This is a genomic window from Mesorhizobium sp. WSM4976 (assembly GCF_029625685.1).
Lineage (GTDB): Bacteria > Pseudomonadota > Alphaproteobacteria > Rhizobiales > Rhizobiaceae > Mesorhizobium.
The window spans coordinates 180,351-204,936 of the sequence record NZ_JARTVT010000012.1; the positions used below are offsets into that span (position 1 = coordinate 180,351).

A 24,586-nucleotide genomic window follows, 5' to 3' on the forward strand; every position below is an offset into this window, starting at 1 on the left:
GGCCTGTCACTCGTATGAACTTTATCCGGCCGAGGCCAACCCGACGGGCTCGGGCTGACGAAGGGCAATCCGGCCGGCGACAAAGTCCTTGACCTGGCGCACCGCCTGCTCGCGCGTGACGCTGCCCGGCTGCAGGCCGAGCCTGAGCCACAGCCCGTCGATCAAGGCGGTGATGCCGAGCACAATGTCCTCGGCCAGTTCGGGCGAAGCGAGGCCGCGCAGGCCCGACAAGAGGTTCGAGCGCATGCGCGCGTGAATGACCTTCTGGATGCGCGCCAGCTTTTCGTCTCGCGGCACCTCTGCGCAGAGCGAGAGCCAGGCATGGCAGAGCGGCGGCAGGAAGAGGTGCTCCTCGAAATTGCCCTCGATCACCGCGTCCAGCCGTTCCATCGGCGTCCGCGCTCGCCGGAGCCGGGTGACCACGGCGTGACAGAGCACGGCGTTCGCCTCGCGCATGGCGTGCTCGAACAGCTCCTGTTTGTTGCGGAAATAATGCAGCACGATGCCCTTCGAGGCGCCGGCCTGGGCCGCAACCTTTTCCAGCGTAGCGCCGGCGATGCCTTCGCGCTCCAGAACGGCGAAGGCCGCCTGCCGCAACTCTTTGCGGCGAATGTCGCTGAGGCGCGTGAGTTTCACTGGACCGGTCCATGCATGGCGAATCCATGTTGACATCTTCGCCCGCTCAGATCAATGATTGACCGATGGGACAATAAAATGACCAGAAGGTCAAAGCAACCGGAAAGAGGAGAATCGGAATGTTGCGCATGCTCGCGAATGGCGTTTGTCTCGCGGCCCTGATGTGGGCTGCCCAGGCGGTCCAGGCCGCCGAGGCCGAAAGCTGCAAAACGGTGCGCATGGCCGAGCCCGGCTGGAACGATCTCGCCTTCACGACCGGCGTGGCCAAGGTGCTGCTCCAGGCGCTCGGCTACGAGCCGCAGAGCGAAGTGCTCGGCATCAACGTCATCTATGAGGGGATGAAGAACAACGACCTCGACCTGTTCCTCGGCTACTGGGACCCGGCGATGGTCACCTACTACGAGCCCTACAAGAAGGACGGCTCGATCGAGAATGTTCGGGTCAATCTGGTCGGCGCCAAATACACTTTCGCCGTGCCGACCTATGTCTGGGAAGCCGGGGTCAAGGACCTGGCGGACCTGCACAAATTCGCCGACAAGTTCGGCAAGAAGATGTACGGCATCGAGCCGGGCTCCAACCAACTGATGATGGACGCCATCGCCGATCCGCAATTTGGACTCGACGGCTGGCATGTGGTGGAATCAAGCGAAGCCGGCATGCTCTCGGAGGTCGGCTACGAGATCAAGGAGAAGCAGTTCATCGTCTTCCAGGGCTGGGCGCCGCATCCGATGAACACGATGTATGACTTCAAGTACCTGACCGGCGGCGACAAGTTCTTCGGTCCGAATTTCGGCGCCGCCACCGTGACCACCCAGGTGCGCAAGGGCTATCTGCAGGAATGCCCGAACGTGGCGCAATTCCTGAAGAACCTCGCTTTCGACATCGACATGGAAAATGTCGGCATGGGCTACCTCATCAATGATGGCATGAAGCCGGAGGAGGGCGCGCTGAAGTCGATCGCCTTGCACAAGGATCGTCTCGACGCTTGGCTCGCCGGCGTCGCCACCTTCGACGGCAAGCCCGGCCTTTCCGCGGTCAAGCAGAAGCTCGGACTGTGAGGCCGGCCGCTTCGGGGCTGACGGATAAGGAGACCGAGCAGGCGTCCTGGGCCGGCCGCAAGCGGATGGTCAATATCGGCGGCCTCGACCTTGCCTATGTCGAGATCGGCGGTTCGGAGCCGCCGCTCGTCCTTGTGCATGGCTTCACCGACACCAGCCGCAGCTTCTCGCTGCTCGCGCCGCATCTTTCCGGGCGTCGGCTGATCATGCCGGATCTGCGCGGCCATGGCGGCTCGCAGGCGGGCGGGGGCTGCAGCGTCGACGATTTCGCCGACGACATGGCCGGGCTGATCCAGAGCCTGCGGCTGGACCGGCCGGTCGTCGTCGGGCACTCGCTGGGCGGCATGGTATCGACCGTGCTGGCGGCGCAACATCCGGAACTGATCAGTGGGCTGGTGATCCTGGCCAGCACGCTGAAGCCCGATTTCGGATCGCATCACCAGCTGATCGATGGAGTGGCGGCCTTGCGCGACCCGATTTCGCCGTCCGATCCGTTCTATGACTGGTGGCATGCCTGCCAGCCGGGCGTGCCGCAGGCCTTTCTCGCGGGTCTCGCGAAAGACGCCTCCGCGATTCCGGCGGCGCGCTGGCGCATCATTCTAGAGGAAGTCCGTCGCACCGATCTGACCGCCTCGGCGCGGGTCGTGCGGGTCCCGACGCTGATCATCGCAGGCGGGCGCGATCTGCTCTTCGGCGCCGCGCACCAGCGGGGCCTGGCCCAGGCAATCGTCGGATCGCGTCTGGTCTGGGCGCAAGATTGCGGCCATAACCCGCATTGGGAAGACCCGGCGTTCGTGGCTGCAATCATCAGCCAACCCTTCGGAAACGACGATACCCGTCAGGCCCAGTCGGGTCCAAGGCATTCACCAACTGTCCGCTTTTTTCCGCATATCGGTTTGATCCAACGCAAGGTCGGGCGCGGCCGGCGGTGAAATCATGCAGGCACCGTTCGGCTAGGTTTCATGGCAGGGAGCGGTCGATTGCCGGTGTCGGTCCTACCGGTGTCTGCCGAAGGAGTCTTGCTGTGAAAAAGCTAGTCAGGAATGGGGTTGTAGGGTTTGCCGTGTTTGTTGCGATGGCTGGTGCCGCTCAAGCTGCCGCCACGGTTCAGGTTTCGTTGTGGGACAAAGGGGCGAACGTGCCCATGACCACAGGTTTCGCCTATGGAATGTCGGGCGCGGATATGTCGAAGGCAAGCATGGGGATAACGGCCACGCCCGCGACCGTGAAGGCCGGCAAGATCACATTCAAGGTGAAGAACAGTTCAAAGGATACAGTCCACGAAATGATCGTGATGTATCTCGCCAATCCCAAGGACCCGCTTCCCTATATTGCTGACGAGAACAGGGTTGACGAAGACAAGGCAGGTGACAAGGGAGAGGTTTCCGAACTCGACCCTGGCGCTTCGGGCTCGCTTACAGTGGACCTTAAACCCGGCAAATACGTGCTCATCTGCAACGTCCCCGGTCATTTCGGGACAGGCATGTGGACGGAGTTCACCGTTCAGCCATAGCAAGCCGGTCGCGTCGACGTGGCTGATGCTCGGCCGGCTGGTAGTTTGCAGTCGGCCGACGGCGTCTCACTGCGCCAGCGGCTTGATCCTCTCGAATCCCACCTCGCTCTGCGCGCTCGTCCCCTCATCATACCGCCGCGCCAGCACCGCCTGCAGGTCCGGCGAATAGAGCGCGGTGAAGGTATCGATGACGTTGCCATTCTCGCCGGTGATCGTTTCGCCGACGACAAACACATTGTATTTGCAGTCGCCGAGCCTGTAGGTGTCCTTGCCTTTGACGGTGAGTGCCAGCGTCTCGATGCCCTGCGGCGCCTTTTTCGAAGACAGCGGCACGAATTCGGTGTCGCTCTTCGCGCCCGCCTTCAGCGGAAACAGCTTCTTCAAGTCGCCGAGTGGGATCATCGACAGGCGCCCGGTGTCGCTGTCGCGGAAAACCTCGATCAGCCCGGCATAAAAATACTGTGTCTGCGGCGAATCAGATTCATACTTGTTGGCGACCGCGACCATGCCGCCAGGCGCCGGCCGGAACTCGCTGCTTATGCCGGCCTTTTCAAGCACGAAGCCGGCCTTGGCGGACTTTGCGTCGACGCAGTCCGGGGCCTGCGCGGCACCGGCGAAGGTCAGCATGGTGAACACCATGCCGGTTGTAAGGGTCCTCATGCCTTCCTCCCCTGGGTGCATGGGCTACAGCAATGACAGACCGCCGTCGCGCTGTCGACCGAGGAGCTTTTCATGCCTTGGCATGAAAAGTCTCCAGCGCTGGCGGGGCATCGAACTGGACGAGAGGGGACGAGAGTGTTTAATCGGGTGACGATGAATCGCTCTTCGCCAGCAACCGTTTCGCGCCGCACCTTCATCGCCCGGATGGGTGGGGTTGCCGCCGCCGGCGTCCTTCCGCGGGTGGCCTTCGGCCAGACCGGAAAGCGCATCCAGCCGATCGACGCCACGTTCCTCTTCATCGCCGACATCCATGCCTGCCGCATGGCAAGCGGGCTCAGTCCCAACTGCCTGCAGGAAGGCAAGACCGATGCAGCACTTTTGCGCAATGTCGCGGCGCTGAACGCCATTGCCGACAAGAAGTGGCCGGCCGAGATCAACGGCGTCTCCACCGGTCTGCATTCGGCAGGCACCCGCATCGGCACGCCGCTCGGCCTCGTTACCGGCGGCGACATCACCGACGACGGCGGCGGCCAGGTCACCGAGCCCAGCGAAGGCACGCAGCTTCTGCAGTTCTCCCAGCGCTACCAGGAAGGCATCGGGCCGGACCGTGTGCACATCCCGGTCTATGTCGGGCTCGGCAATCACGATCTCGACCAGAACGGCTCGGCGCCGCATGTCGATTGGTATCGCCGCGAATTGCGCGACTACGTCGAGGTGAACCATCGCCCAGGCGTGTTCTTCAAGCCCCCGGTGCCGGCAACCGAATACGACGTCGATACCGACTGCTATTCCTGGGACTGGGGCGGCCTGCACCTCATTCAGACGCACCGCTTCGCCGGCGACACCGGCCATGGTGCGCCAAGCAGCCTGCCCTGGCTGAAGCAGGACCTCGCCACCTATGCCGGGGATGGCCGACCCGTGGTCATCTTCCAGCATTATGGTTGGGACACATTCTCGACCGAGCGCTGGGATCCGGTGAAACGCACCTATGACGACGATGGTTCCGGCCGCCCGCACTGGTGGGGTGAGGCGGAGCGCCAGGCTCTGCTGGCGGCGATCAGCGGCTACAACGTCATTGCCGTGTTCCACGGCCATCAGCACGAAGTGCCGATGATCTACCAGCGCGATGGCCTCGATCTCGTCAAGCCGAAGGCGGCCTATATGGGCGGCTTCGCGCTCGCGCGCATCACGGCCGACAACATGGATGTGGTGCTGGGCGAGGCGGCCGGCGACCATGGCGAGATCGTCTTCACCAACGCTTTCGCCAAGCAATTCCAGACATGAAGGGGCGGTCACCGCGATCCGGTCCCGGGCCGGTGTGAGGTCGGCGGCAGATCGCGGGCGCCGAAGCGGATTGAGATATCGGGAGACGGTTCTTGGCGGGATTCACCCTCTATATCGGCAACAAGTGTTTTTCCTCTTGGTCGCTCAGGCCATGGGTGGCGATGAAGCACCTGGACATCCCGTTCGAGGAGGGCTTCGTGCGCCTGCGCACGCCGGAGACCGCGGCCAACCTTGCCAAGGTTTCGCCGACCGGGCTTGTGCCAGTGTTGAATCATAATGGCAGGATCGTCTGGGAAACCCTTGCTATCCTTGAATATCTTGCTGATCTCTACCCTGAGAGAAAGCTCTGGCCTGAGGATCTCGGCGCCCGCGCTCTGGCACGCTCGGTGGCGACGGAAATGCATTCCGGCTTCCGCGAGGTCCGTTACGGCTGGCCGATGAACCTGCGCCGGCCGAAATCGCACAGGCCGCTCGACGCCGAGGGCGAGGCCCAGCGGGCGAGGATCGAGGCGATCTGGCGCCAGTGCCGCGAGCAATATGGCCAAGGCGGCCCGTTCCTGTTCGGCCATTTCACCGCGGCCGATGCCATGTATGCGCCCATGGTCACGCGCTTCGACACTTATGGCGGCGAGCTGGCGCCCGTCACCCGCGCGTATGTCGATGCGGTGCTGGCGACGCCCGCGATGCGTCACTGGTATGCGGAAGCCGCCAAGGAGCCCTGGCCGGAGCCCGGGCCGGACGAATAGAGCTATTCCCAAAGAAGGTGTACGTTTCGTGGGAGTTGCGCAGCGGATCCGCCCAGTGCGGCCGGCGGCGATAGGCCTTCGGAGGAACAGTGATGGCCGGCAGCGAAACACCGCGTGAAGCCACGAGGTCAATTATCTTCCATTGCCGGCTGATCCCGCCGCGGCCGGACTTCGCCTTCACCATGACCGAGGAGGAGAGGGCGCTGATGGGGCGGCACGCCGACTTTCTGCGCGAGAAGCTCCGCGAAGGCGTTATGATCATGGCAGGCCCCGTCGCCGATCCGGCCGGCCCGTGGGGGCTGCTGATCCTCCGGGCCGGCAGCGAGGCGGAGGCGAGGGCGGTGACCGACGGCGACCCGGTGGCGCGTTCCGGCCGCGGGTTCCGCTATGAAATCCTGCAACTGTTGGGTGTGATCATGTGACGAATGCCGGAATGATTCCCACCCACCGCGATTAATTAGAACCGGGCCGAACCGAATTCGCCTTGCCGGTGGCCACGGTTGTTCTGGCGCCGATAGATGGCGAGACGAGGTCAGGCAGTACCCGACCCTTTTTCGTTTCCGGTCAGTGAATTGTAGCCGCAGGCCGATTAGGATGTGCTAAGCACCTCGCAACAGCAAACTGATAGCTCCGGACCAGGTGAGTATTTTGACCCCCACTTCGAAGACCCAAGCCGACTTGAAGCCGAAAGGCGGTCAGGCTGAATCGCTTTTCAGCAAGACCCGGACCCAGGCGATGTCGCTCGGCCGCATCACTTCCGAACAGGATGCGGTCAACCAGGCCCGCGGGGCCAAGACCGCGCGGCTCCGCGAACTGCGCCTGGAAAAGGAAGCCGAAGAGAGAGCAGCCTCCGCTGTCGCGCCCAGTCGTGCGGGCAAACGCTGATGGCCACCAAGCGCGTGCCGCCTACACCGATCTCCGCCGATGCGACGATCGCCGATATGATCGAAACCCTCGACAAGCCGGTTGAATATGTTCGGCGCGTGCTGGAAAAACTGGAGCGCTGCAAGCGTGCCCATGGCGATGCCCAGGTACGCGTCGGCGTACGAGGTCGGGCCGAAGCGCCGAATTATCTGATCGAATATGTGCGCGAAGACGCCAAGACCCGCGAGCGGACGACGGATCAGGATGCCGCCTACAGTGGCAGCACGCATCGTGAATTGGCGCCTCACCACATCAAGGCAGCCGCGAACTGGTCGCCCGAGGAGATGAACATCACGGCGGTCTCGGCCCTCATCGGCCGGTTGCGCAATCCGCGGGCGCCGTCATCGCAGGCTAACAACGAGGACTGAAATGGCCATCAAGTTTGCCCCCAAGGCCCAGCCGCCGGCTCAGGTCACCGCCGCGAAACAGGCCGAGCAAGCCATCACGCCGAAAGCCGACAAGCCGCTTGCGGTGGATCTGTTTGAGCAGCCTGCGCACAAGCCGCCCCGCAAGACCACCAAGAAATAGAGATTGCCCCGCGAGGCCGCTCACAGCCATTTGCCCTTGCCGTCCGGCACCGCGATCGATCCCGGCTGGCCGGCGGGCGAAGGCACGGCGGTGTTCGACTGCCAGAGCTGCGGCGCCTGCTGCTCCTATTCGGCCGACTGGCCGCGCTTCTCGACCGAGGAGGACGAGCAGCTCGATCGCATTCCGGCCGAATTGGTAGCCGCCGACCAGTCAGGGATGCGCTGCGACGGCGCCCGATGCTCGGCGCTCGCCGGCGATGTGGGCAAACATACGGCCTGCGGCATCTACGATCTGCGGCCCGATGTCTGCCGCGCCTGCATGCCCGGCGGCGGCGACTGCCTGATGGCGAGGGCGGCGCATGGGTTGGCGGTGAGCTAGTTTTCTCGCCCGCAGAGCGGGAGCGAGGAAACCCCCGCTTGCCCCGCCGTGCGCCTCCCGGTACCTTCCCGCGCCGGGCAGGGCCGCGGAGGAAATCCATGAGCATCGAATTCTGTTGACGTCGCTGGTCATCGCGGCCTCGCCCGGCACCGGCGTCCTCTACACGCTGAGCGCTGGCCTCTCGCGCGGCGCGCGCGCCTCGATCGTCGCCGCCTTCGCCTGCACGCTGGGCATCATCCCGCATATGGCGGCCGCCATCACCGGCCTCGCCGCGGTGCTGCACACCAGCGCCGTCGCCTTCGAGTCGCTGAAATATCTGGGCGTCGCCTACCTGCTCTACATGGCCTGGAACACGCTGAAGGAGAAGGGCGGCTTGAGCATCGATGAGGACGCAGCTCCGCGCTCAACGGCCCGGACAATCACCACCGGCATCCTGGTCAACGTGCTGAACCCGAAGCTGTCGATCTTCTTCTTCGCCTTCTTGCCGCAATTCGTCAGCACCACCGAGCCGCATGCGCTGCCCAAGATGCTGGAGCTCTCCGGCCTCTTCATGCTGATGACCTTCGTCGTCTTCGCCGTCTATGGCGTGTTCGCGGCCTCGGTGCGCAGCCATATCGTCTCGCGGCCGAAGGTGCTGACCTGGATGCGCCGGACATTCGCCGGCGCCTTTGTCATGCTCGGCGCGAAACTGGCGCTGGCGGATCGGTAATGCATGTCGCCCAAAGGTGTGCAGCGGTTTTGGTGGCCATGCATCGATAAGGGCGCTAACCTTTCACGTAGCCCATCGCCTCGACGATCCGCCCGTCCGCGACGCGCATCAGATTGACGCCGCGCAGCGAGCTGCCGTCGGACATCCAGAGGCGCCAGCGAATCGTGGCGCGGTCGCCGGCCACATATGTCTCTTCCAGGTCGAAGCGCGTGCCGAATCCGGTGGCGATCGCCGACCACAGTTCGACGCAGGCCGCCTTGCCGGTGCGGCGGGCGCCGTCCGGCGCGGGCGTCGTGTTCTCGATCACGCAGTCCTCCGCCACCAGCTCTTCCAGTGCCGATGGGTCGTGACGCCGGAAGACGTCGTTGTAGCGCCGGATGATTTCCGCCGTCTCGGCGGAGCGCTTGGTCGCGGCTGTGTCGATAATCAATTCCTGAGTCATTGGATTCTCCTGTCGTTTCATTGAGCTGCGAGGCGCGCCTTGAGCGTGATGGCTGCGACGCCGGCCAGTGCCCGCGAGACGAGGCAGGCCGCCTTGGCCTTCTGCGCCAGCCGCTCGAAATCCTCCACCGATATGCTGGCGCGGGCCTCCGTTTCGAGCTCGATGCGGGTGATCGTCGGCCCGGCCGTGGTGACGCCGAGATGCACCTTGGCGATCGTGTGGATGCTGTTCACCGTATGGCCCTCGGCGCCGAGAATGGCGGTGAGCGCCATCGAGAAGCAGCCGGCATGCGCGGCCGCAATCAGTTCTTCGGGATTGGTGCCCGGACCGCTCTCGAAGCGGGACGGGAAGGAATAGGCGCCGTCGAACACGCCGCTGCCCAGCCGCAGCCGGCCGGACCCCTCCTTGAGCGTGCCCTGCCATTGCGCTGAGGCTTCACGGATTGTCATGGCTGGTCTCCCTTCTGTTTGCGGGAATGGTCACGCGCCGTCGATGACGACCTTGCCGAAGATGTCGCCCTGCTGGAAATGGCGGTAGGCTGCATGCGCCTCGGCGAATGGGAATACCTTGTCGATGACCGGCTTCAGCCGATGCGTGGCGACGGCGGCGAGCATCCCCTCCAGCGCGCTGCGGCTGCCGACGAACAGTCGACCGATGGTGACGAGGCTGCGTTGGTAGACGGCGCCCGGGATCTCGGCCGACTTGCCGTTCTGGTCCTGTAGGGTGAGCAGTACGAGGCGCCCGTAAAGCGCGCTGGCGATCAACGACTGCGCAAAGGTCGCCGGACCGCCGGTCTCGACGGCCAGATCGATGCCGCCGGTCGCTTCGCGCAGCTTCAAACCCCATTCCGGCGTTTCGGCGGCGGCTATGGCGACGTCCGCGCCGAGCGCCCGCAGCCTGTCGGCCTTTTCGGCACGCGAGGTGACGGCCGCCACGCGGCAGCCCATGAGCTTGGCGAACTGCAGCGCAAACAGTGCAACGCCGCCTGAGCCGATCACCAGAACCCATTGTCCGGGCTTCGGAATCTCGGAACCCGTCAGCGCGCTCCAGGCGGTCAGCCCAGCGCAGGTGAAGGTCGCCGCGTCCTGCCATGAGAGATGGTCGGGCAGTCGCACGGCCCATTGCTCGTCGAGCAGCGCATATTCTGAGAGCATGCCGTTCAGCGTGCAGCCGAGCTGGTCGACGATGCCCGGATGCATGCGGCCGTCGATCCAGCGCGCGAAATAGCTGCCGGTGACGCGGTCGCCGACGGCAAAGCGCGTCACGTCGTCGCCAACCGCCACCACTTCGCCGGCGCCGTCGCTCAGCGGCACGATGCCCGCGCGGGGTGCCAAAGGATAGGTCCCCTTGAGGATCATCGTGTCGCGGCGGTTCAGCGAGGCGGCGCGTACGCGCACCAGGATCTGGTTCGCCCCCGGCTCGGCTATTGCTTCCTCGCGCGCCGCCAATTTCTCGACGTCTCCGAATTCCTCAAGCCGATAGCTCAGCATCGTTGCTCCGAAATATGTAGACCGATTTACATATTATGTAGACCGATTGTCATATTATGGGCAAGCCGTATAATGCGCGCTCCTGACAGAGGTTGACATTCGAGGGGTTGAGGTGGCGACGGACACACGCACCCGCATGATCGAGGCGACGGCGCTGCTCATCCGGCAGCGCGGCTATCACGGCACGTCGCTGAACGATATTTTGAGCGCCAGCGGCGCGCCGCGCGGCTCGCTCTATTTCCATTTCCCTGGCGGCAAGGACCAATTGGTCGTCGAGGTGACGCGCGCGAGCGTGGCCGATGTGACCGAGCGGCTGGGCGCGGCGCTGTTGGAAGAAAGCGATCCCGCCGTCGCCATCCACCACATCTACCAGTCGGTCGCGCGCATGCTGGAGGAGAACGAATTCTCGCTTGGCTGCCCGGTGGCGCCGGTTGTGCTCGACGCGCCGAACAACGTTCCGGACCTGGCTGAAATCTGCCGCTCGGCCTTCGAGCAATGGATCGGATTGCTGCGCCAAGCTTTCGTCAGGGCAGGGGTGCCGGAGCGGCGCGCGCAGGCGCTGGCGCTGCTGGTCGAATCCTCGCTCGAAGGCCTGATGGTGATCGCCCGCGCCACTCGCGACCGTACGCCGGTCAGCGTTGTCGCCGATGAGGTGGCAGCGCTTGTCGAGCAGGCCGTGCTCGCCGGCAAGTTGGCGCAGCAAGCGGAGAGCGCCGCCTGAGCACTCGAATCTCCAAACGCAAACAAAAAGGGCGCCTTTCGGCGCCCTTTCCGTATCGGGTTAGACTTCTTAGAAGTCCATGCCGCCCATGCCACCCATGCCGCCGCCGGGCATGCCGCCCGGCATACCGCCGGCAGCTTCCTTCTTCGGAGCTTCGGCGATCATGGCTTCGGTGGTGACCAGCAGGCCGGCGACCGAGGCCGCGTCCTGGAGAGCGGTGCGCACGACCTTGACCGGGTCGACGATGCCCATGGCGATCATGTCGCCATAGTCGCCGGTCTGGGCGTTGTAACCGAAGGTCGCACCCTTGTTCTCAAGGATCTTGCCGGCTACGATCGAAGCCTCAGCACCGGCGTTCGATGCGATCTGGCGGGCCGGAGCCTGCAGCGCGCGGCGCACGATGTTGATGCCGGCAGCCTGGTCGGAGTTGACGCCGGTGGCCTTGACGTTGGCCGAAGCGCGCAGCAGGGCCACGCCACCGCCGGCCACGATGCCTTCTTCCACGGCCGCGCGGGTCGCGTTCAGGGCGTCGTCAACGCGGTCCTTCTTCTCCTTGACTTCCACTTCGGTCGCACCGCCGACGCGGATCACGGCAACGCCGCCGGCGAGCTTCGCCAGACGTTCCTGCAGCTTCTCCTTGTCGTAGTCCGAGGTGGTTTCCTCGATCTGCTGCTTGATCTGGGCGACGCGGCCCTGGATCTCGGCCTTCTTGCCGGCGCCGTCGACGATGGTGGTGTTCTCCTTGGAGATCGACACCTTCTTGGCGCGGCCGAGCATGTTGAGGCCGACGTTCTCGAGCTTGATGCCGAGGTCTTCCGAGATGACCTGGCCACCGGTGAGGATGGCGATGTCTTCCAGCATGGCCTTACGGCGGTCACCGAAGCCCGGAGCCTTGACGGCGGCGATCTTCAGGCCACCGCGCAGCTTGTTGACGACCAGCGTGGCCAGAGCCTCGCCTTCGACGTCTTCCGAGATGATGAGCAGCGGCTTCGAGGTCTGAACGACGGCTTCCAGGACCGGCAGCATGGCCTGCAGGTTGGAGAGCTTCTTCTCGTGCAGCAGGATGTAGGCGTCTTCCAGATCGGCGACCATCTTGTCGGCGTTGGTGACGAAGTAGGGCGAGAGGTAGCCGCGGTCGAACTGCATGCCTTCGACGACTTCCAGCTCGGTCTCGGCGGTCTTGGCTTCCTCAACGGTGATGACGCCTTCGTTGCCGACCTTCTGCATCGCTTCCGCGATCATCTTGCCGACCGACTCGTCGCCATTGGCCGAGATGGTGCCGACCTGGGCGACTTCCTCGGAGGTCTTGATCTTCTTGGCGGCCTTGCCGAGAGCGGCCACGACTTCACCGACGGCGAGGTCGATGCCCCGCTTGAGGTCCATCGGGTTCATGCCCGCGGCAACGGCCTTGTTGCCTTCCTGCACGATCGCCTGGGCGAGAACGGTCGCGGTGGTCGTGCCGTCGCCGGCGATGTCGTTGGTCTTCGAAGCGACTTCGCGGACCATCTGGGCGCCCATGTTCTCGAACTTGTCCTCAAGCTCGATCTCCTTGGCGACGGTGACGCCGTCCTTGGTGATGCGCGGGGCGCCGAACGACTTGTCGATGACGACGTTGCGGCCCTTCGGACCAAGCGTCACCTTCACCGCGTCGGCGAGGATGTTGACACCGCGCAGCATGCGCTCACGGGCGTCGCGGGAGAATTTTACGTCTTTTGCAGCCATGGTTAGCTCCTGACAGGGGCTCGGGAAGAGCCCGAAAACTCAGTTGATGGAGAGGCCGATGATCAGCCGATGATGCCCATGATGTCGGATTCCTTCATGATCAGAAGGTCTTCGCCATTGAGCTTGACTTCAGTGCCCGACCACTTGCCGAACAGGATGCGGTCGCCGGCCTTGACGTCCAGCGGCACGAGCTTGCCGCTCTCGTCGCGGGCGCCGGAGCCGACGGCGATGATCTCGCCTTCCTGTGGCTTCTCCTTCGCCGTATCCGGGATGATGATCCCGCCGGCGGTCTTGGATTCGGATTCGACCCGGCGAACGACCACGCGGTCATGAAGCGGGCGGAACTTGGACTTTGCCATGTTGTCTTCCTCGAGTGAGAACGGTGAGAACTGTTCCTCCATCCGGCGGGAGCCGGACATCAGTTAGCACTCACCGATGGCGAGTGCTAACGTGGCGCTGAAATAGGCTGGCAGGGTGTGAGAGTCAAGGCGCGCGCAAGGGGCAAGTGGCGCGAAATTTTTCTCACGCGAAACATCACCATGAAAAGCGCCGGCTGTCGCGAGGCACCGACGAGCAATCTCCCCCGTCAGTCCCGGCGCTTTGGCGACCGCAGCACCAGCAGCGGGCAGCGCTCGGCGAGCCCGTATGTGCCGGTCGAGGCCAGCCGGACATCATCGAAGAACATCTGGGCTTCCACGATGAGCGCTTCCGCGGGGGCGAAACTGTAGGCGGCGGACGAGTTCCGATAGACGTCGATGGTTCCGATGACCGGCAGTTCCCATCCGGTTCTGGTGGATAGCTCCTCGCGGTCGGGAAAGATCCGGTGGAATTGTTCAAGGATGCCCGTCACCGGTATCGTGTAATCGGGCGCGCCGCCGGTCGCGGTCATGGCCACGCGCCATTTGAGCTCGTGGAAGGTCGAGACGCCGCCGCTCAGCGCCAGGGCGCGGACGTCCTGAGGCTGGTCGCCGGTTGCGGGGGAAGTATAAAGCCTGATGGCGGCGCGCCCGTTTGCTTTCAGCGCACGCGCGATCGACGCCAACAGCGTGCGCCGGAGGTCGGCCGACCCCATGACCGAGAGACATCCGTCGCCGATCAGCGCATCGACGCTAGCCACGGGAAATGGCAGATCGAACCAGTCGCCCCGTACCGCCTTGCGCGTGTCGGTGTCGCCCGGCCAGATGCCGGCGATCATATCGGCGGACTCGTCGACCGACGTCATTGCGGCGCCAAGTCCGGCGAGTTCCGGCGTCACGCCGAGCATCACGACATGCGACCGGCCAAGCTCGAGCTCGCGATCATAGGCCTGGACGACTTCCAGTGGCGGCCTGAGCGGCGAGCCGAGCAACTGCCAGTGCCTGCGAATTGCATTCCAATGTTCAGTCATGCAAAACCCCCCGGTTCCAGGCGACCTGTCGATTACTCGACAGTCGCATGAAAACCAAGGGGGCACATGGCACGTATCGCTGTCATCACGCATGAGTTCGACCGCTTTCAGAGCCGGCGCGGGCTGCTGCTCCGCCGCGACAGCCCGTATATGCTCTTCGACCTGCTGGAAGAGCTGAAACGCCGCGGCCATTCGGTGCAGATATTGAAAGGCACGTCAGCGAAACCGGCCGCCGACGTCGCGGTGCTGCATCTCGACGTGACCGTGACGCCGCCTGATTATGCCGACTATGCGCGCCGCTTTCCCTTCTGCCTCAATCTCGGCGCCACCGACATCTCGAAACGCCGCGTCAGTGGCGCCGCAATTGGCCGGGACGACGACTGGAAGGGCCAGGTCATCGTCAAGAGCAGCCTCAATCATTGGGGAACGCCGGAGCAGCAGCTGAACCAGCGCGCGCGGGGCGCCGGCAAGCCGGAGCCGTTTCCCGGTGTCGAGCCTTTCGACAAATACGAGGTCCATGCCTCGCTCGCCGAGGTTCCGGCGGCGGTCTTCGAACGTCAGGATCTGGTCGTCGAGAAATTCATTCCCGAGCCTGAGCCGGACGGATTCGGCGCCCGGTTCTGGCTGTTCTGCGGCGAGCGCGAGCGCTGCACCCGCCATGTCTCGCCGCAGAGCCTGGTCAAGGGCGATGACACGATCCGACGCGACGCGGTTCCGGTGCCGGACGAGCTTCGCGCGCTAAGGCGCGAGCTCGGTTTCGATTACGGAAAATTCGATTTCGTCATGCATGAGGGCAAAGCGGTGCTGCTCGATGCCAACAAGACGCCTGGGCGAGCCAGGAACCTTTCGAGCTTCATCGCCGCCGGCAATGCCAACCTTGCCGACGGCTTCGAAGGACTGATCCGGCAAGTCACATAAGCGGTCGCTCAGATGTTCATGCCGCCCGACGCCTCGATCCGCTGGGCGTTGACCCAGCGATTGTCGTTGGAGAGCAGCGAGGCGATCATCGGCCCGATATCGTCGGCGACACCGGCACGGCCGAGCGCGGTCATCCCGGCCACGACCCGGTTGATCTCGGCGTCGTCGCGCACATGGCCGCCGTTGAAGTCGGTGGCGATCGCGCCGGGCGCCACGGTGTTGGCGGTGATGCGTCGGCCGGCAAGCTCCTTGGCGAGGTAGCGCGTGAACACCTCGACACCGCCCTTCATCATCGCATATGCGGACGAGCCCGGCACCGAGAAGCGCGCCAGCCCGCTCGACAAGTTGATGATCCGGCCGCCGTCGTTGATCAGTGGCAGTAGCGCCTGAGTGAGGAAGAACACGCCCTTGAGATGGATGTTCATCAGCGTGTCGAATTCCTCTTCCGTCGTGTCGGCGATTGGCTTGCGCAGCCCGGTGCCGGCATTGTTGACGAGATAGTCGAAACGATCGCGCTCCCACGTCTCATGAAGCTTCTTCTTCAGCGCCGCGACGAAAGCGGGAAAGGTGGCGATGGCGCCGGTGTCGAGCACGATCGCGGCGGCGCAGCCGCCGGCCGCTTCGATCTCCGCCACGGCCGACTTCGCCTCGTCGGCGCGCGAGCGATAGGTGAGGACGACGTCGACGCCTTTGCGGGCGAGGTTCAGCGCGGTGTTGCGGCCGAGACCGCGGCTGCCGCCGGTGATGAGGGCAATGGGACGGGTGGTCATGGCAAAATCTCCTTCTGTGGATGGAGATGCATATACTCGCCTGAGCGGGCGATATAATCGGGCCTGGATTGCCAACACTATTCAGGTTGTGCGAACAATCAGCCATGGATCGTTTTGACAGCATGCGGCTCTTCACCCGCGTCGTGGAACGGCGCAGCTTCACCGCGGCCGCCGCCGATCTTGGCCTGCCGCGCTCCAGCGCCACCGCTGCGATCAAGGAACTGGAGAAACGGCTTGGCGTGCAACTGCTTCGCCGCACCACACGCCATGTCGCGACAACGCCCGACGGCGAGGCTTATTACCAGCGCTGTATCGGCATCCTCGCCGACATCGAGGATGCCGAAGGCGGCTTCGACGCCCGCGAGGTGCGCGGGCGCCTCAGCGTCGACGTCAATGGCCACATGGCGCGCACGTTCCTCCTGCCGGAACTGCCGGCACTGCTTGCCAGACATCCGGGCCTGTCGGTGCATATCGGCGAGGGGGACCGCCTCGTCGATCTGGTGCGCGAAGGCGTCGACTGCGTGATCCGGGCGGGCATGCTTCCCGACAGCGACATGATCGTGCGGCGTCTCGGCATCGCGCGCGAGATCACCGTCGCGAGTCCCGCCTATCTCGAACGCCACGGTGTGCCGCGCACGTTGGACGATCTTGCCGGCCATATGATGATCGGTTTTGTGTCGTCGCGCACGAGGCAGGTGATGCCGCTGGAATTCACCGTCGACGGCAAGGTTCGTGAAGTGGTCCTGCCGTCGCGAGTCACTGTCGTCAATTCAGACACAAGCGCCGCGCTGGTCCGGCTGGGCTTCGGGCTGTTCCAGGCGCCAAAACTCCGCTACGCCGACGATATCGGGGCCGGCCGGCTGGTCGAGGTGCTGCCGGACAATCCGCCGACGCCGACGCCGATCTCGGTGCTCTATCCGCCCAGCCGCCAGCTTTCGCCTCGGGTGAGGGTGTTTGTGGATTGGCTGGTGGAGATACTAGGGCCGAAGCTGGAGCCGGCCTGAGGCAGGCAAGCAAACGATCGAGGGGGACGGCGCCCCGAGCTAGACGACGGCTACAAAAACAGCCGCAACTGCGTGTGGATGATCGAGCGATAGTCATTGATCGTGCGCCGGCCTTCCGCCTCGTCCTGTGTCAGCGCCAGCCGCACGACGCCGCCGGCCAGTTGGAAGATCAGGAACACGACCCGCCCGAACGCCTCGCGCTGCTCCGCTTGAAGCATGGGCGCGACATGGTTGCAGAACATCGTTGCCTGGTGCCTGGTCTCCACGATGTCCAGGTGCTGCAGCGCCTTGTCGGCCTGGATGGCGTTCTGCAGGTCCTGGATCGCCGGGTCCGCCGCGACGCGGGCATAATAGTCGTCGAGCATGCGGTCGGCCGCCGTCGTCACGTCGCCCAATCCGTTTATCCCGGCGATGATTGCGCCGAAGCGCGCCCGGTTTTCCTCTGAAAAACGCTCGTAGAGCATCGCCAGGATCGCCGACTTCGACGGGAAGTAGTGATAGACGGTCGCGATCGGCCCGCCGGCCAGCGCGCCGACCTCCTTCATCGTCACCGCGTCGATGCCCTTTTCGCCGATCAGCCGCATGGTCGTGGCGAGGATCGCGTCGATGCGCTCGCGACTGCGCTCCTGTTTCGGCCTGCGCCGCGGTTCCGTCGTCCTTCGCCTGGTCTGCGTCATGGGCCAAATCTCGTGAAAGCCGCGAATTCGCGGTTGACAAGAAACATGATCAAGTATCAGTTTCGCTAAATGCTGACAACTTGTCAGTTTTTCGATGGAGCTGCAAGGGAGGCGCTTGGTGACCGCATCGCAAGCCGCGCAGGCGGAAGACGGCGATTGGCTCGTCGGCAATCCGACGGGATCGCAGCTTGCCTCGGCGCTGTGGATCGGATCGGTCGGCCTGCTCATTCTCGGCCTGCAGCCGGTGCTGCTCGGCGCGCTCTACACGGAGGGCCATGTCACCGGCGACGAGCTGGCGCTGGTCGCCACCGCCGAGATGATCGCGATCGGCGTCGGGTCGGCGATCGTGGCCATGCTGCTGCCCGCCAGGAACATGCGCTGGAAGAGCGCGGCGCTGCTCGTCCTGCTCGCGCTCGCCAATTTCTGGACCGCTTATGCCGGCAGCCCCAGTGGGCTGATCGGCGCGCGCACACTGGCTGGCCTGGCCGAGGGCGGGCTGGTCGCCGTCGCCACCGAATTGATCGCGCGCTCGCGCCGGGCCGAGCGCATTGGCGGCTATTTCGTCACGCTGCAGACTTTGGCCCAATGCGCGCTGGCGCTAGCACTCGCGCTCTATGCCGTGCCCGCCGCCGGCTCGGCCGGCGGCTTCATCGCGCTCGGCATCGTGTGCCTCTTGTCGTTGGTCATCGCCTGGATGGTGCCGGACGACTATGCCGATCTGCCCAAGGAAGAGCAGTTCGCCAGTGTGGCGACGGTGCCTGCAATCACCGCGCTCTTGTCGATCTTCTGCTACTTCATGTTCTTCGGCGCCGTCTGGGCTTTTCTGGAACCCATCGGCGCGCAGTTCGGCATCGACGGCCGCACCGTCGGCCTGATGGTGTCGGCAAGCCTCGCCGCGCAGGTGATCGGCGCCATGACCGCGACAGTCTTCGAGGCGCGCATCGACTATCGTTTTGCCATTACGATCATCGGGATCATCGCGGCGATCAGCTCGGTCCTGCTTGCGTCCGGCCCGGGTCTTTGGGTGTTCTGGGCGGTGGCGCTGGTGATGGGCTTCATCCTGCTCTTCATCGTGCCCTACCAGATCCGCATGGCAATCACCGCCGACGAGACGCGAACGGCAGTGCTCCTGGTGCCGGCCGCGCAGCTCTTCGGTCTCGCCATCGGCCCTATCGCCGCCTCGCTTTTGATCGATGCCGGGAATTTCCGCCCTGTGTCCGAATTCGCCGCAGCGACCGCCTTGGCCAGCGTGCTGCTGGTCGGCGTCTTTGTGGTGGTCGCCCGGCGGCACGGTCGGGCCTGAGCTGGGAGGGCTAAAATGGCAAAGGCCTGGAGCAACTGGTCGGGCTTCGTCACGGCTTCCCCGAAACTGGTCGCGACGCCGGCCGACGCCGGCGAGCTGGCCGAGCTGGTGCGCTCGGCGCCGGGACCGCTGCGCGTCGCCGGCGCCGGCCATTCCTTCACGCCGCTGGTGCAGTCCGACGGCACCATCGTCTCGCTGGAAAAGATCGAAGGGCTGGTCTCGCATGAACCGGCGGCCAACCGGGCGCGGGTGAGAGCAGGGACAAGGCTGGGCGCCCTGATGCATATCCTGCAGGGCATCGGCCAGGGCCTGCCCAACATGGGCGACATCGACAAGCAGGCGATCGGCGGCGCGCTGGGCACGGCAACGCATGGCTCCGGCCCGACGCTCGGCGCCTATCATACGCAGTTGGAAGCGGTGCAACTCGTCGATGGGCAGGGCAAGCTGCGCGAATACAGCCGGGCCGACGACCAAGACATGATCCACGCCACCGGTGTCGCGCTTGGCGCCTTCGGCATCCTTACCGAAGTGACGATGAACAACATCGCGGCCTACCGTCTGCGCCGCCGTAAACGGGTGCTGCCGATCGGGGACATGCTGCGCGATTTCGAAAAGATGATGGCCGCGCATCGTTCGGCCGAATTCTACTACATCCCGTTTTCCGGCTATGCGCAGTTCATTGCCAGCGACCTGAGCGATGCCCAGCCGACGCAGCGGCCGACCGAGGACGACGAGGAGGGCCTGGCGACATTGCGCAAGCTGCGCACCGTGCTGCGCCGGCTGCCGTCGCTGCGCCGGGCGCTGATCAAGGGCGCGGTCAAGAAAGTACCGGCCGAGGATTATGTGCAGGACTGGCTCCACGTCTATGTCAGCGACCGCCGCACCAAATTCAACGAGATGGAATATCACCTGCCGTTCGAGGAAGGTCCCAAGGCGCTGGCCGAGATCATCGCGCTGACGGAGAAGCACTTTCCGGAAGTCTATTTTCCGATGGAGGTGCGTTCGGTGGCGCCCGACGGGTTCTGGCTTTCGCCCTTCTACAAGCGACTGACCTGCTCGATCGCCATCCACCACGATGCGGCCAACGACCCGCCGCCTTTCATGCGCGCCGCCGAGCCTATCTTCTTGAAGTATGGCGGCAGGCCGCATTGGGGCAAGATGCACAGCCTGAGGGCGGCGGATTTCAAGAAGATCTATCCGCGCTGGGCCGACGCGCTTGCCGTGCGCCGCGACATCGATCCCGACAACCGTTTCGTTTCGCCCTACATGGCCGGCCTGTTCGGCATTGAACCCAGTCCTTCTGGCATCAAAAAATGAGCGCCTATTTCGCCGCCCTGTCCGAGGCGCTCAAGGCAGCCGAGATCTTCCAGCCCTGCCTGGTGCTCGACCGCGACCGGCTGGACGGCAACATCGCGCTGGTGAAGGAGAGGCTGGCATCGGGCCTTGCCGTACGGCTGGTCGACAAGTCGCTGCCTTGCATGCCGCTGCTGTCGCATATCGCGCGAGCCCTCGAAACAAACCGCTTCATGACCTTCCATCCGCCGGTGACGCAGGCCGTGCTCGACGCCTTTCCCGAGGGCGATCTGCTCTACGGCAAGCCCATGCCGGTGGGCGCTGCCAGGGCCGCGCTGACCAGAGGCGGCGCCGGCTGGTGGTCTCGCGTCCGCTGGCTGATCGACACGCCGGAGCGGCTGGCCGACTACGGCGCGCTGGCTACCGCGCTCGACACCCAACTGCGCTTCGCCTTCGAGGTCGATGTTGGCCTGCATCGCGGCGGCTTCCGCGATCCCGCCGAGATCAGGGTGCTGACCGTGCCTGAGCGCCTGCGTTGCGAAGGCATTATGGCCTATGAAGCGCATGCGCCGGAGATGCCCGGCCTGTTCGGCGGCGCGGCCAGGGCGCTGAAACAAGCTTCGGCCAAGGCGGCGGAGTTCGCCGCCGCCCTCGATCCGGACCAGCGCCGCATCTTGAACATCGGCGGCTCGAAGACTGCGCTGCTGCATGGGGGCGGCGTCGCCAACGAAGTGTCGATCGGCTCGGCCTTCGTGCTGCCGAGCGACTTCGACACGCCTGGCCTCGACGGCCTCCGGCCGGCCGCCTTCATCGCCACGCCGGTCCTAAAGGCCCTCGACCCGATGCTGCCCGGTCCGCCGACAGTTTCCCGAACGCTGCAGGCGCTTGGCCTTTTCCCGCGCAAGGGCTGCTATCTCTATGGCGGCAAGTGGATGGCCGAACCGGTGTTCCCCGAAGGCATGAAGCCGAACAGCCTGATCGGGCTATCCTCCAACCAGCAGTTCATGGGTTTGCCGGCGAGCGCCGATGTGAAGCCCGGCGACTACGCTTTCCTGCGGCCGACGCAAAGCGAAGGGGCGCTGCAGCATTTCGGAGCGATCGCGGTGTTTGCCGGCGGACGGATCGTTGAGTTCTGGCCGGTGCTGCCGATGGGGTGAGGCGCTTCATGCGGTTGCGATTAGCGCCGGCCTCCCGCGATGTCATCATTCCAGGGTCTGCGCGCGTCGCTTCGCTCCTTGCTCCGCCCTGTAATGACAAAACTGTGTGGGCCCCAGCACAATCGTTTTATTGACTCAGTCAACTAAAATGGTCAATCCTGTCCAGGACAGGAGGAATCCCGATGACCATCCACGACCACCCCGGCAAGGAGCGCATCGACACGGTGCGCGCCTTCAATCGCTTCTACACCCGCCAGATCGGCCTGCTCGACGAGGGCCTCCTGAAGAGCCCGTTCTCCCTGACCGAGGCGCGGGTGCTTTATGAGCTTGCCCATCGCGACGGGCTTGTCGCCAGTGATCTGGTGCGCGACCTCGGCCTCGACCCCGGCTATGTCAGTCGCCTGCTCAAGAAATTCGAGGAGCGCGGCCTGGTCGAGCGCGCCGCCACGGAAGCCGATGCACGCCGATCATCGATCGCGCTGACGCCGGCCGGCAGGGAAGCCTTCGCGCCGCTCAACCAGGATTCGCATGACCAGGTGCGCGCGTTGCTCGACCGCTTGCCGCCGGTCGACCAGGAGCGGCTGGTCAAGGCCATGCGCATCGTCCAGGACCTGCTCGGGGATAGGCCCGAACCCAGTGACTCCTACATCCTGAGGCCGCTGCAGGTCGGCGACATCGGCTGGATCACGCGCCGTCAGGGCATGCTCTACACCGAGGAGTATGGCTGGGACGGAACCTACGAGGCGCTGGTCGCCGAGATCCTCGCCGAATTCGTCAAGAAATTCGACGCGCAATGGGAGCGCGCCTGGATCGCCGAGCGTGAAGGCGAGGTGGTCGGTTCCGTCTTCGTCGTCCGCAAGTCGCCCGAGGTGGCGAAGCTGAGGCTGCTCTATGTCGAGCCGTCGGCGCGCGGCCTCGGCATCGGCCGGCGGCTGGTCGACGAGTGCATCGCCTTCGCCCGCACCAAGGGCTACAAGACGCTGACGCTATGGACCAACGACATACTGGGCTCGGCCCGCCGTATCTACCAGGCGGCGGGTTTCAAGCTGGTGGACGAGGAGCGCCACCATTCCTTCGGCAAGGATCTGGTCGGCCAGACCTGGAATTTGGAACTGTAGCTCTTTTCCCCATCTGTGATGCGCAAGCGGCTGTAACTGGCCCGTTAGACCGTCCAGAAATAGCGCACGATGTGGAAGAAGATCGGCGCAGCGAAGACCAGGCTGTCGGTGCGGTCGAGCATGCCGCCATGGCCTTCGATAAGATGGCCCCAGTCCTTGACGCCCTGGTCGCGCTTGATCGCCGAGGCGACGAGGCCGCCGAGAAATCCCATCGTGCAGGCGATGAAGGCGACGGCCGAGGCCTGCAGCGGCGAGAAGGGCGTGATGAAGGCGAGCAGCGCGCCAAGCAGGCTCGACGCGACCAGCCCGCCGATCAGCCCCTCCCAGGTTTTCGACGGCGACACGTTGGGCGAGAAGCGGTGTTTTCCGAACAGCTTGCCGAAGATGTATTGCAGGACGTCGCTGCCTTGCACGACGATGATCAGGAAGGCGATGAGCAGAAGGTTGCGATCTTCGAAACCAGGCACGTTGAGCGTCAGCAAAGCTGGCACGTGGCTGACGCAGTATACCGAGATCATGATCGCCCATTGCTGCGCCGAGACGCGCTCCAGAAACCGTTCCGTGTCGCCGTGCAGCGCCGTGATCGCCGGCATCAGCAGGAAGCAGTAGACCGGGATGAAGATGACGAAGAGGCCGTACCAGGCAGTCCACACCAGCCAGTACTGGAAGGGTATGACGATGCCGAACATGCCGAGCAGCACCCAGTGGTCGCTGCGGCGGCTGTGCGTCAGCGTCACGAATTCGCGCAGCGCCGCGAACGAGATCAGCGCGAACAGGATGGTCATGCCGTACCGGCCGAAGAAGAAGGCGACCGTCATCAGTGCCACCATCACCCACCAGGCGTTGATGCGCTGCGTGAGATTGACCAGCGTGGCGCTCAACGGCTTCGGCGCGCGCATCGAGAGGATGCCGGCGGTGACGCTAGCGGTGCTCAGCACCACGAAAAGGCCGATGATGAGAATGCTGATTTCGTGGCGCATCAATCGTCTCGGTCGGGGCGCGGATTGAGCGCCAGAAGCTCGGCGCGGGCGCGCTGGAGGAAGGCGCGGCGTTCCTCGCCAGGCGCCACCGCGACGGGGGCGCCGAAGACGACGCGGCAAAGCAGTGGCACAGGCAGGAACTGGCCCTTTGGCAGCACACGCGACATGTTCTCGATCCAGCAGGGGACCAGCTCGACGTCGGGCCGCGCCATCGACAGATTGTAGAGGCCGGAACGAAAGGGCAGCAGCTCGTCGCTGGTGTTGCGGGTGCCTTCCGGGAAGATGATCAGCGAATGACCCTGGTCGAGCACGGAAAGCATGATCGAGATCGGGTGCTCCGCTTCGCTCGTCCATTGCCGGCTGATCAGCACGGACGACAGCATGTCCTCGGCGATGAAACGGCGGAGCCGCGACTTGCCCCAGTATTCGGCCGCGGCGATCGCGTGCGTCTTGGCGCGCTCCGTCTCGCTGAGGCAGGCTGATAGAAGGATGAAGTCGCCATGGCTGGTGTGGTTGGCGAAATAGATGCGCTGTCGGTCAGACGGCTCGCTGCCGCTCCAGATCGGCCGCACGCCGGTGACCGCCCGGGCCATCGCCGAGAGGCCGACTGAGGTTACGGTCTGCAACAGCGTGTAGGTGCGCAGCGAAAGCTTGCTCATCTCGGCATCCAGAATCCGGCCGTGAGGAAAGCGACGACGAAAACCGCCAAGGCGATCCGCTGCCTGGCCAGCAGGCGGCGTGTTCCCGCGATACGCTCGTCAAGCGGACGCGGCGTCGGCGGAGCGGGCTTGAGCCGCATGCGCGCCAGCAGGTCGTCGACAGCGGCGCCTCCGGACATCTCGTCGCCATGCGTCGCGATCAGGCGGAACAGCAGCGCATCGAACAAGAGAAGCGCCGAGAGCCCGAGCACCACGATGGCGCTCGCCGTAGCGACGAGCAACGCCAGCACCGCTAGCGGCGCTTGAAGCGCGCCGCGCGCCGAGGCGACCAGCGGCGCGATGCTGTCGCCGGCGATCACGATCGCGGCTGGCCATGCCGCCTGCTTGACCAGCATGGTCGCGAAGGCGGCAGTCTTGCGCTGAAAGACGTCGTCGCTCATCAGGCAACCTCACGATTGCGTTGAATCAGTTTAAGAGCTGATTGGGCGTTGGTCCCGCGCCACCGTGAC

The 24,586-nt window shown here is 64.6% G+C and carries 31 protein-coding genes; 18 read left to right on the top strand and 13 right to left on the bottom strand.

Features of this window, described 5'->3' with window-relative positions:
* Positions 1-21 precede the first annotated feature (21 nt).
* On the bottom strand, positions 22-672 hold the full coding sequence (gene betI / locus P9272_RS16905) for a transcriptional regulator BetI (RefSeq protein WP_278161371.1): 651 nt from the start codon (positions 670-672) through the stop codon (positions 22-24).
* A gap of 83 nt (positions 673-755) precedes the next feature.
* On the opposite strand from betI, the gene choX reads away from it, so the two are divergent.
* The 3 genes from choX to P9272_RS16920 all read left to right on the top strand — a co-directional run bounded on the left by choX (position 756) and on the right by P9272_RS16920 (position 3,207).
* Positions 756-1,694 carry a choline ABC transporter substrate-binding protein gene (gene choX, locus P9272_RS16910; protein ID WP_278161372.1) on the top strand — a complete coding sequence of 313 codons (939 nt, stop codon included), beginning with the start codon at positions 756-758 and terminating at the stop codon, positions 1,692-1,694.
* Positions 1,691-2,626, top strand: a complete 936-nt coding sequence (locus tag P9272_RS16915) for an alpha/beta hydrolase (protein WP_278161373.1) — start codon at positions 1,691-1,693, stop codon at positions 2,624-2,626. Before choX ends, P9272_RS16915 begins: the two co-directional genes overlap by 4 nt.
* Before the next feature lie 92 nt (positions 2,627-2,718).
* Positions 2,719-3,207 carry a sulfocyanin-like copper-binding protein gene (locus P9272_RS16920; protein ID WP_278161374.1) on the top strand — a complete coding sequence of 163 codons (489 nt, stop codon included), beginning with the start codon at positions 2,719-2,721 and terminating at the stop codon, positions 3,205-3,207.
* 66 nt (positions 3,208-3,273) lie between these two features.
* On the opposite strand, the gene P9272_RS16925 is transcribed toward P9272_RS16920, so the two are convergent.
* On the bottom strand, positions 3,274-3,867 hold the full coding sequence (locus P9272_RS16925; RefSeq protein ID WP_278161375.1) for a hypothetical protein: 594 nt from the start codon (positions 3,865-3,867) through the stop codon (positions 3,274-3,276).
* 153 nt (positions 3,868-4,020) lie between these two features.
* Between P9272_RS16925 and P9272_RS16930 the strand changes: the two genes are divergently transcribed.
* From P9272_RS16930 to P9272_RS16965, 8 genes are all read left to right on the top strand, one after another.
* Positions 4,021-5,151, top strand: a complete 1,131-nt coding sequence (locus tag P9272_RS16930; RefSeq protein ID WP_278161406.1) for a metallophosphoesterase — start codon at positions 4,021-4,023, stop codon at positions 5,149-5,151.
* A gap of 92 nt (positions 5,152-5,243) precedes the next feature.
* Positions 5,244-5,897, top strand: coding sequence for a glutathione S-transferase family protein (locus P9272_RS16935; RefSeq protein WP_278161376.1), 654 nt, complete (start codon positions 5,244-5,246; stop codon positions 5,895-5,897).
* 92 nt (positions 5,898-5,989) lie between these two features.
* Positions 5,990-6,319 carry a YciI family protein gene (locus P9272_RS16940; protein WP_278161377.1) on the top strand — a complete coding sequence of 110 codons (330 nt, stop codon included), beginning with the start codon at positions 5,990-5,992 and terminating at the stop codon, positions 6,317-6,319.
* 256 nt (positions 6,320-6,575) lie between these two features.
* A complete protein-coding gene (locus P9272_RS16945) occupies positions 6,576-6,782 on the top strand; it encodes a hypothetical protein (protein ID WP_128260046.1) in 207 nt (68 codons plus the stop codon).
* Positions 6,782-7,189: a hypothetical protein gene (locus P9272_RS16950; protein WP_278161378.1), complete on the top strand. Its 408-nt coding sequence runs from the start codon at positions 6,782-6,784 to the stop codon at positions 7,187-7,189. The genes P9272_RS16945 and P9272_RS16950 overlap by 1 nt, the downstream gene beginning before the upstream one ends.
* Before the next feature lies 1 nt (position 7,190).
* Positions 7,191-7,349: a hypothetical protein gene (locus P9272_RS16955; RefSeq protein ID WP_278161379.1), complete on the top strand. Its 159-nt coding sequence runs from the start codon at positions 7,191-7,193 to the stop codon at positions 7,347-7,349.
* A gap of 54 nt (positions 7,350-7,403) precedes the next feature.
* Positions 7,404-7,727: a YkgJ family cysteine cluster protein gene (locus P9272_RS16960; RefSeq protein ID WP_278161407.1), complete on the top strand. Its 324-nt coding sequence runs from the start codon at positions 7,404-7,406 to the stop codon at positions 7,725-7,727.
* 109 nt (positions 7,728-7,836) lie between these two features.
* The gene (locus tag P9272_RS16965; RefSeq protein WP_278161408.1) at positions 7,837-8,436 is read left to right on the top strand and encodes a LysE family translocator; all 600 of its coding nucleotides are present in this window, start codon (positions 7,837-7,839) and stop codon (positions 8,434-8,436) included.
* Between the two features lie 55 nt (positions 8,437-8,491).
* Here the strand turns inward: P9272_RS16965 and P9272_RS16970 are convergent, their stop codons facing one another.
* Genes P9272_RS16970 through P9272_RS16980 form a run of 3 tightly spaced genes read right to left on the bottom strand, consistent with a single transcriptional unit; the run spans position 8,492 to position 10,368 of the window.
* The gene (locus P9272_RS16970; RefSeq protein WP_128260050.1) at positions 8,492-8,878 is read right to left on the bottom strand and encodes a nuclear transport factor 2 family protein; all 387 of its coding nucleotides are present in this window, start codon (positions 8,876-8,878) and stop codon (positions 8,492-8,494) included.
* Positions 8,879-8,895: 17 nt separating this feature from the next.
* Positions 8,896-9,327 carry an OsmC family peroxiredoxin gene (locus P9272_RS16975; RefSeq protein ID WP_278161380.1) on the bottom strand — a complete coding sequence of 144 codons (432 nt, stop codon included), beginning with the start codon at positions 9,325-9,327 and terminating at the stop codon, positions 8,896-8,898.
* Positions 9,328-9,357: 30 nt separating this feature from the next.
* Positions 9,358-10,368 carry an NAD(P)-dependent alcohol dehydrogenase gene (locus P9272_RS16980; protein WP_128260052.1) on the bottom strand — a complete coding sequence of 337 codons (1,011 nt, stop codon included), beginning with the start codon at positions 10,366-10,368 and terminating at the stop codon, positions 9,358-9,360.
* A 112-nt stretch (positions 10,369-10,480) separates the two neighbouring features.
* On the opposite strand from P9272_RS16980, the gene P9272_RS16985 reads away from it, so the two are divergent.
* Positions 10,481-11,089, top strand: coding sequence for a TetR/AcrR family transcriptional regulator (locus P9272_RS16985; RefSeq protein WP_278161381.1), 609 nt, complete (start codon positions 10,481-10,483; stop codon positions 11,087-11,089).
* A 69-nt stretch (positions 11,090-11,158) separates the two neighbouring features.
* On the opposite strand, the gene groL is transcribed toward P9272_RS16985, so the two are convergent.
* The 3 genes from groL to P9272_RS17000 form a co-directional block, all read right to left on the bottom strand.
* On the bottom strand, positions 11,159-12,811 hold the full coding sequence (groL, locus tag P9272_RS16990; RefSeq protein WP_128260054.1) for a chaperonin GroEL: 1,653 nt from the start codon (positions 12,809-12,811) through the stop codon (positions 11,159-11,161).
* Positions 12,812-12,873: 62 nt separating this feature from the next.
* Entirely contained in the window at positions 12,874-13,170 is a 297-nt protein-coding gene (gene groES / locus P9272_RS16995) for a co-chaperone GroES (RefSeq protein WP_010915433.1), read from the bottom strand.
* Positions 13,171-13,397: 227 nt separating this feature from the next.
* The gene (locus tag P9272_RS17000) at positions 13,398-14,198 is read right to left on the bottom strand and encodes a methyltransferase domain-containing protein (protein ID WP_278161382.1); all 801 of its coding nucleotides are present in this window, start codon (positions 14,196-14,198) and stop codon (positions 13,398-13,400) included.
* Positions 14,199-14,264: 66 nt separating this feature from the next.
* Here P9272_RS17000 and P9272_RS17005 point away from each other — a divergent pair, with 66 nt between their 5' ends.
* Complete coding sequence (locus P9272_RS17005) at positions 14,265-15,116, top strand: hypothetical protein (RefSeq protein ID WP_278161383.1); 852 nt, start codon at positions 14,265-14,267, stop codon at positions 15,114-15,116.
* A gap of 8 nt (positions 15,117-15,124) precedes the next feature.
* Here the strand turns inward: P9272_RS17005 and P9272_RS17010 are convergent, their stop codons facing one another.
* Complete coding sequence (locus P9272_RS17010; RefSeq protein ID WP_278161384.1) at positions 15,125-15,886, bottom strand: SDR family oxidoreductase; 762 nt, start codon at positions 15,884-15,886, stop codon at positions 15,125-15,127.
* A gap of 104 nt (positions 15,887-15,990) precedes the next feature.
* On the opposite strand from P9272_RS17010, the gene P9272_RS17015 reads away from it, so the two are divergent.
* Positions 15,991-16,890 carry a LysR family transcriptional regulator gene (locus P9272_RS17015; RefSeq protein ID WP_128260058.1) on the top strand — a complete coding sequence of 300 codons (900 nt, stop codon included), beginning with the start codon at positions 15,991-15,993 and terminating at the stop codon, positions 16,888-16,890.
* Between the two features lie 50 nt (positions 16,891-16,940).
* On the opposite strand, the gene P9272_RS17020 is transcribed toward P9272_RS17015, so the two are convergent.
* Positions 16,941-17,567, bottom strand: coding sequence for a TetR/AcrR family transcriptional regulator (locus P9272_RS17020; protein WP_278161385.1), 627 nt, complete (start codon positions 17,565-17,567; stop codon positions 16,941-16,943).
* A 118-nt stretch (positions 17,568-17,685) separates the two neighbouring features.
* Here P9272_RS17020 and P9272_RS17025 point away from each other — a divergent pair, with 118 nt between their 5' ends.
* The 4 genes from P9272_RS17025 to P9272_RS17040 all read left to right on the top strand — a co-directional run bounded on the left by P9272_RS17025 (position 17,686) and on the right by P9272_RS17040 (position 22,438).
* Positions 17,686-18,870: an MFS transporter gene (locus P9272_RS17025; RefSeq protein WP_278161386.1), complete on the top strand. Its 1,185-nt coding sequence runs from the start codon at positions 17,686-17,688 to the stop codon at positions 18,868-18,870.
* Between the two features lie 15 nt (positions 18,871-18,885).
* Positions 18,886-20,187 carry a D-arabinono-1,4-lactone oxidase gene (locus P9272_RS17030; protein ID WP_278161387.1) on the top strand — a complete coding sequence of 434 codons (1,302 nt, stop codon included), beginning with the start codon at positions 18,886-18,888 and terminating at the stop codon, positions 20,185-20,187.
* The gene (locus tag P9272_RS17035) at positions 20,184-21,320 is read left to right on the top strand and encodes an alanine racemase (RefSeq protein WP_278161388.1); all 1,137 of its coding nucleotides are present in this window, start codon (positions 20,184-20,186) and stop codon (positions 21,318-21,320) included. Before P9272_RS17030 ends, P9272_RS17035 begins: the two co-directional genes overlap by 4 nt.
* A gap of 182 nt (positions 21,321-21,502) precedes the next feature.
* Positions 21,503-22,438 (top strand): bifunctional helix-turn-helix transcriptional regulator/GNAT family N-acetyltransferase, encoded by a 936-nt coding sequence (locus P9272_RS17040; RefSeq protein WP_278161389.1) that lies wholly within the window; start codon positions 21,503-21,505, stop codon positions 22,436-22,438.
* 44 nt (positions 22,439-22,482) lie between these two features.
* Here the strand turns inward: P9272_RS17040 and P9272_RS17045 are convergent, their stop codons facing one another.
* From P9272_RS17045 to P9272_RS17055, 3 genes are read right to left on the bottom strand one after another with little or no spacing between them, the layout of a single operon-like run.
* Entirely contained in the window at positions 22,483-23,418 is a 936-nt protein-coding gene (locus P9272_RS17045) for a phosphatidate cytidylyltransferase (RefSeq protein ID WP_128260064.1), read from the bottom strand.
* Complete coding sequence (locus tag P9272_RS17050; protein ID WP_128260065.1) at positions 23,418-24,077, bottom strand: lysophospholipid acyltransferase family protein; 660 nt, start codon at positions 24,075-24,077, stop codon at positions 23,418-23,420. Before P9272_RS17050 ends, P9272_RS17045 begins: the two co-directional genes overlap by 1 nt.
* A complete protein-coding gene (locus P9272_RS17055; RefSeq protein WP_278161390.1) occupies positions 24,074-24,517 on the bottom strand; it encodes a hypothetical protein in 444 nt (147 codons plus the stop codon). Before P9272_RS17055 ends, P9272_RS17050 begins: the two co-directional genes overlap by 4 nt.
* Positions 24,518-24,586 lie beyond the last annotated feature (69 nt).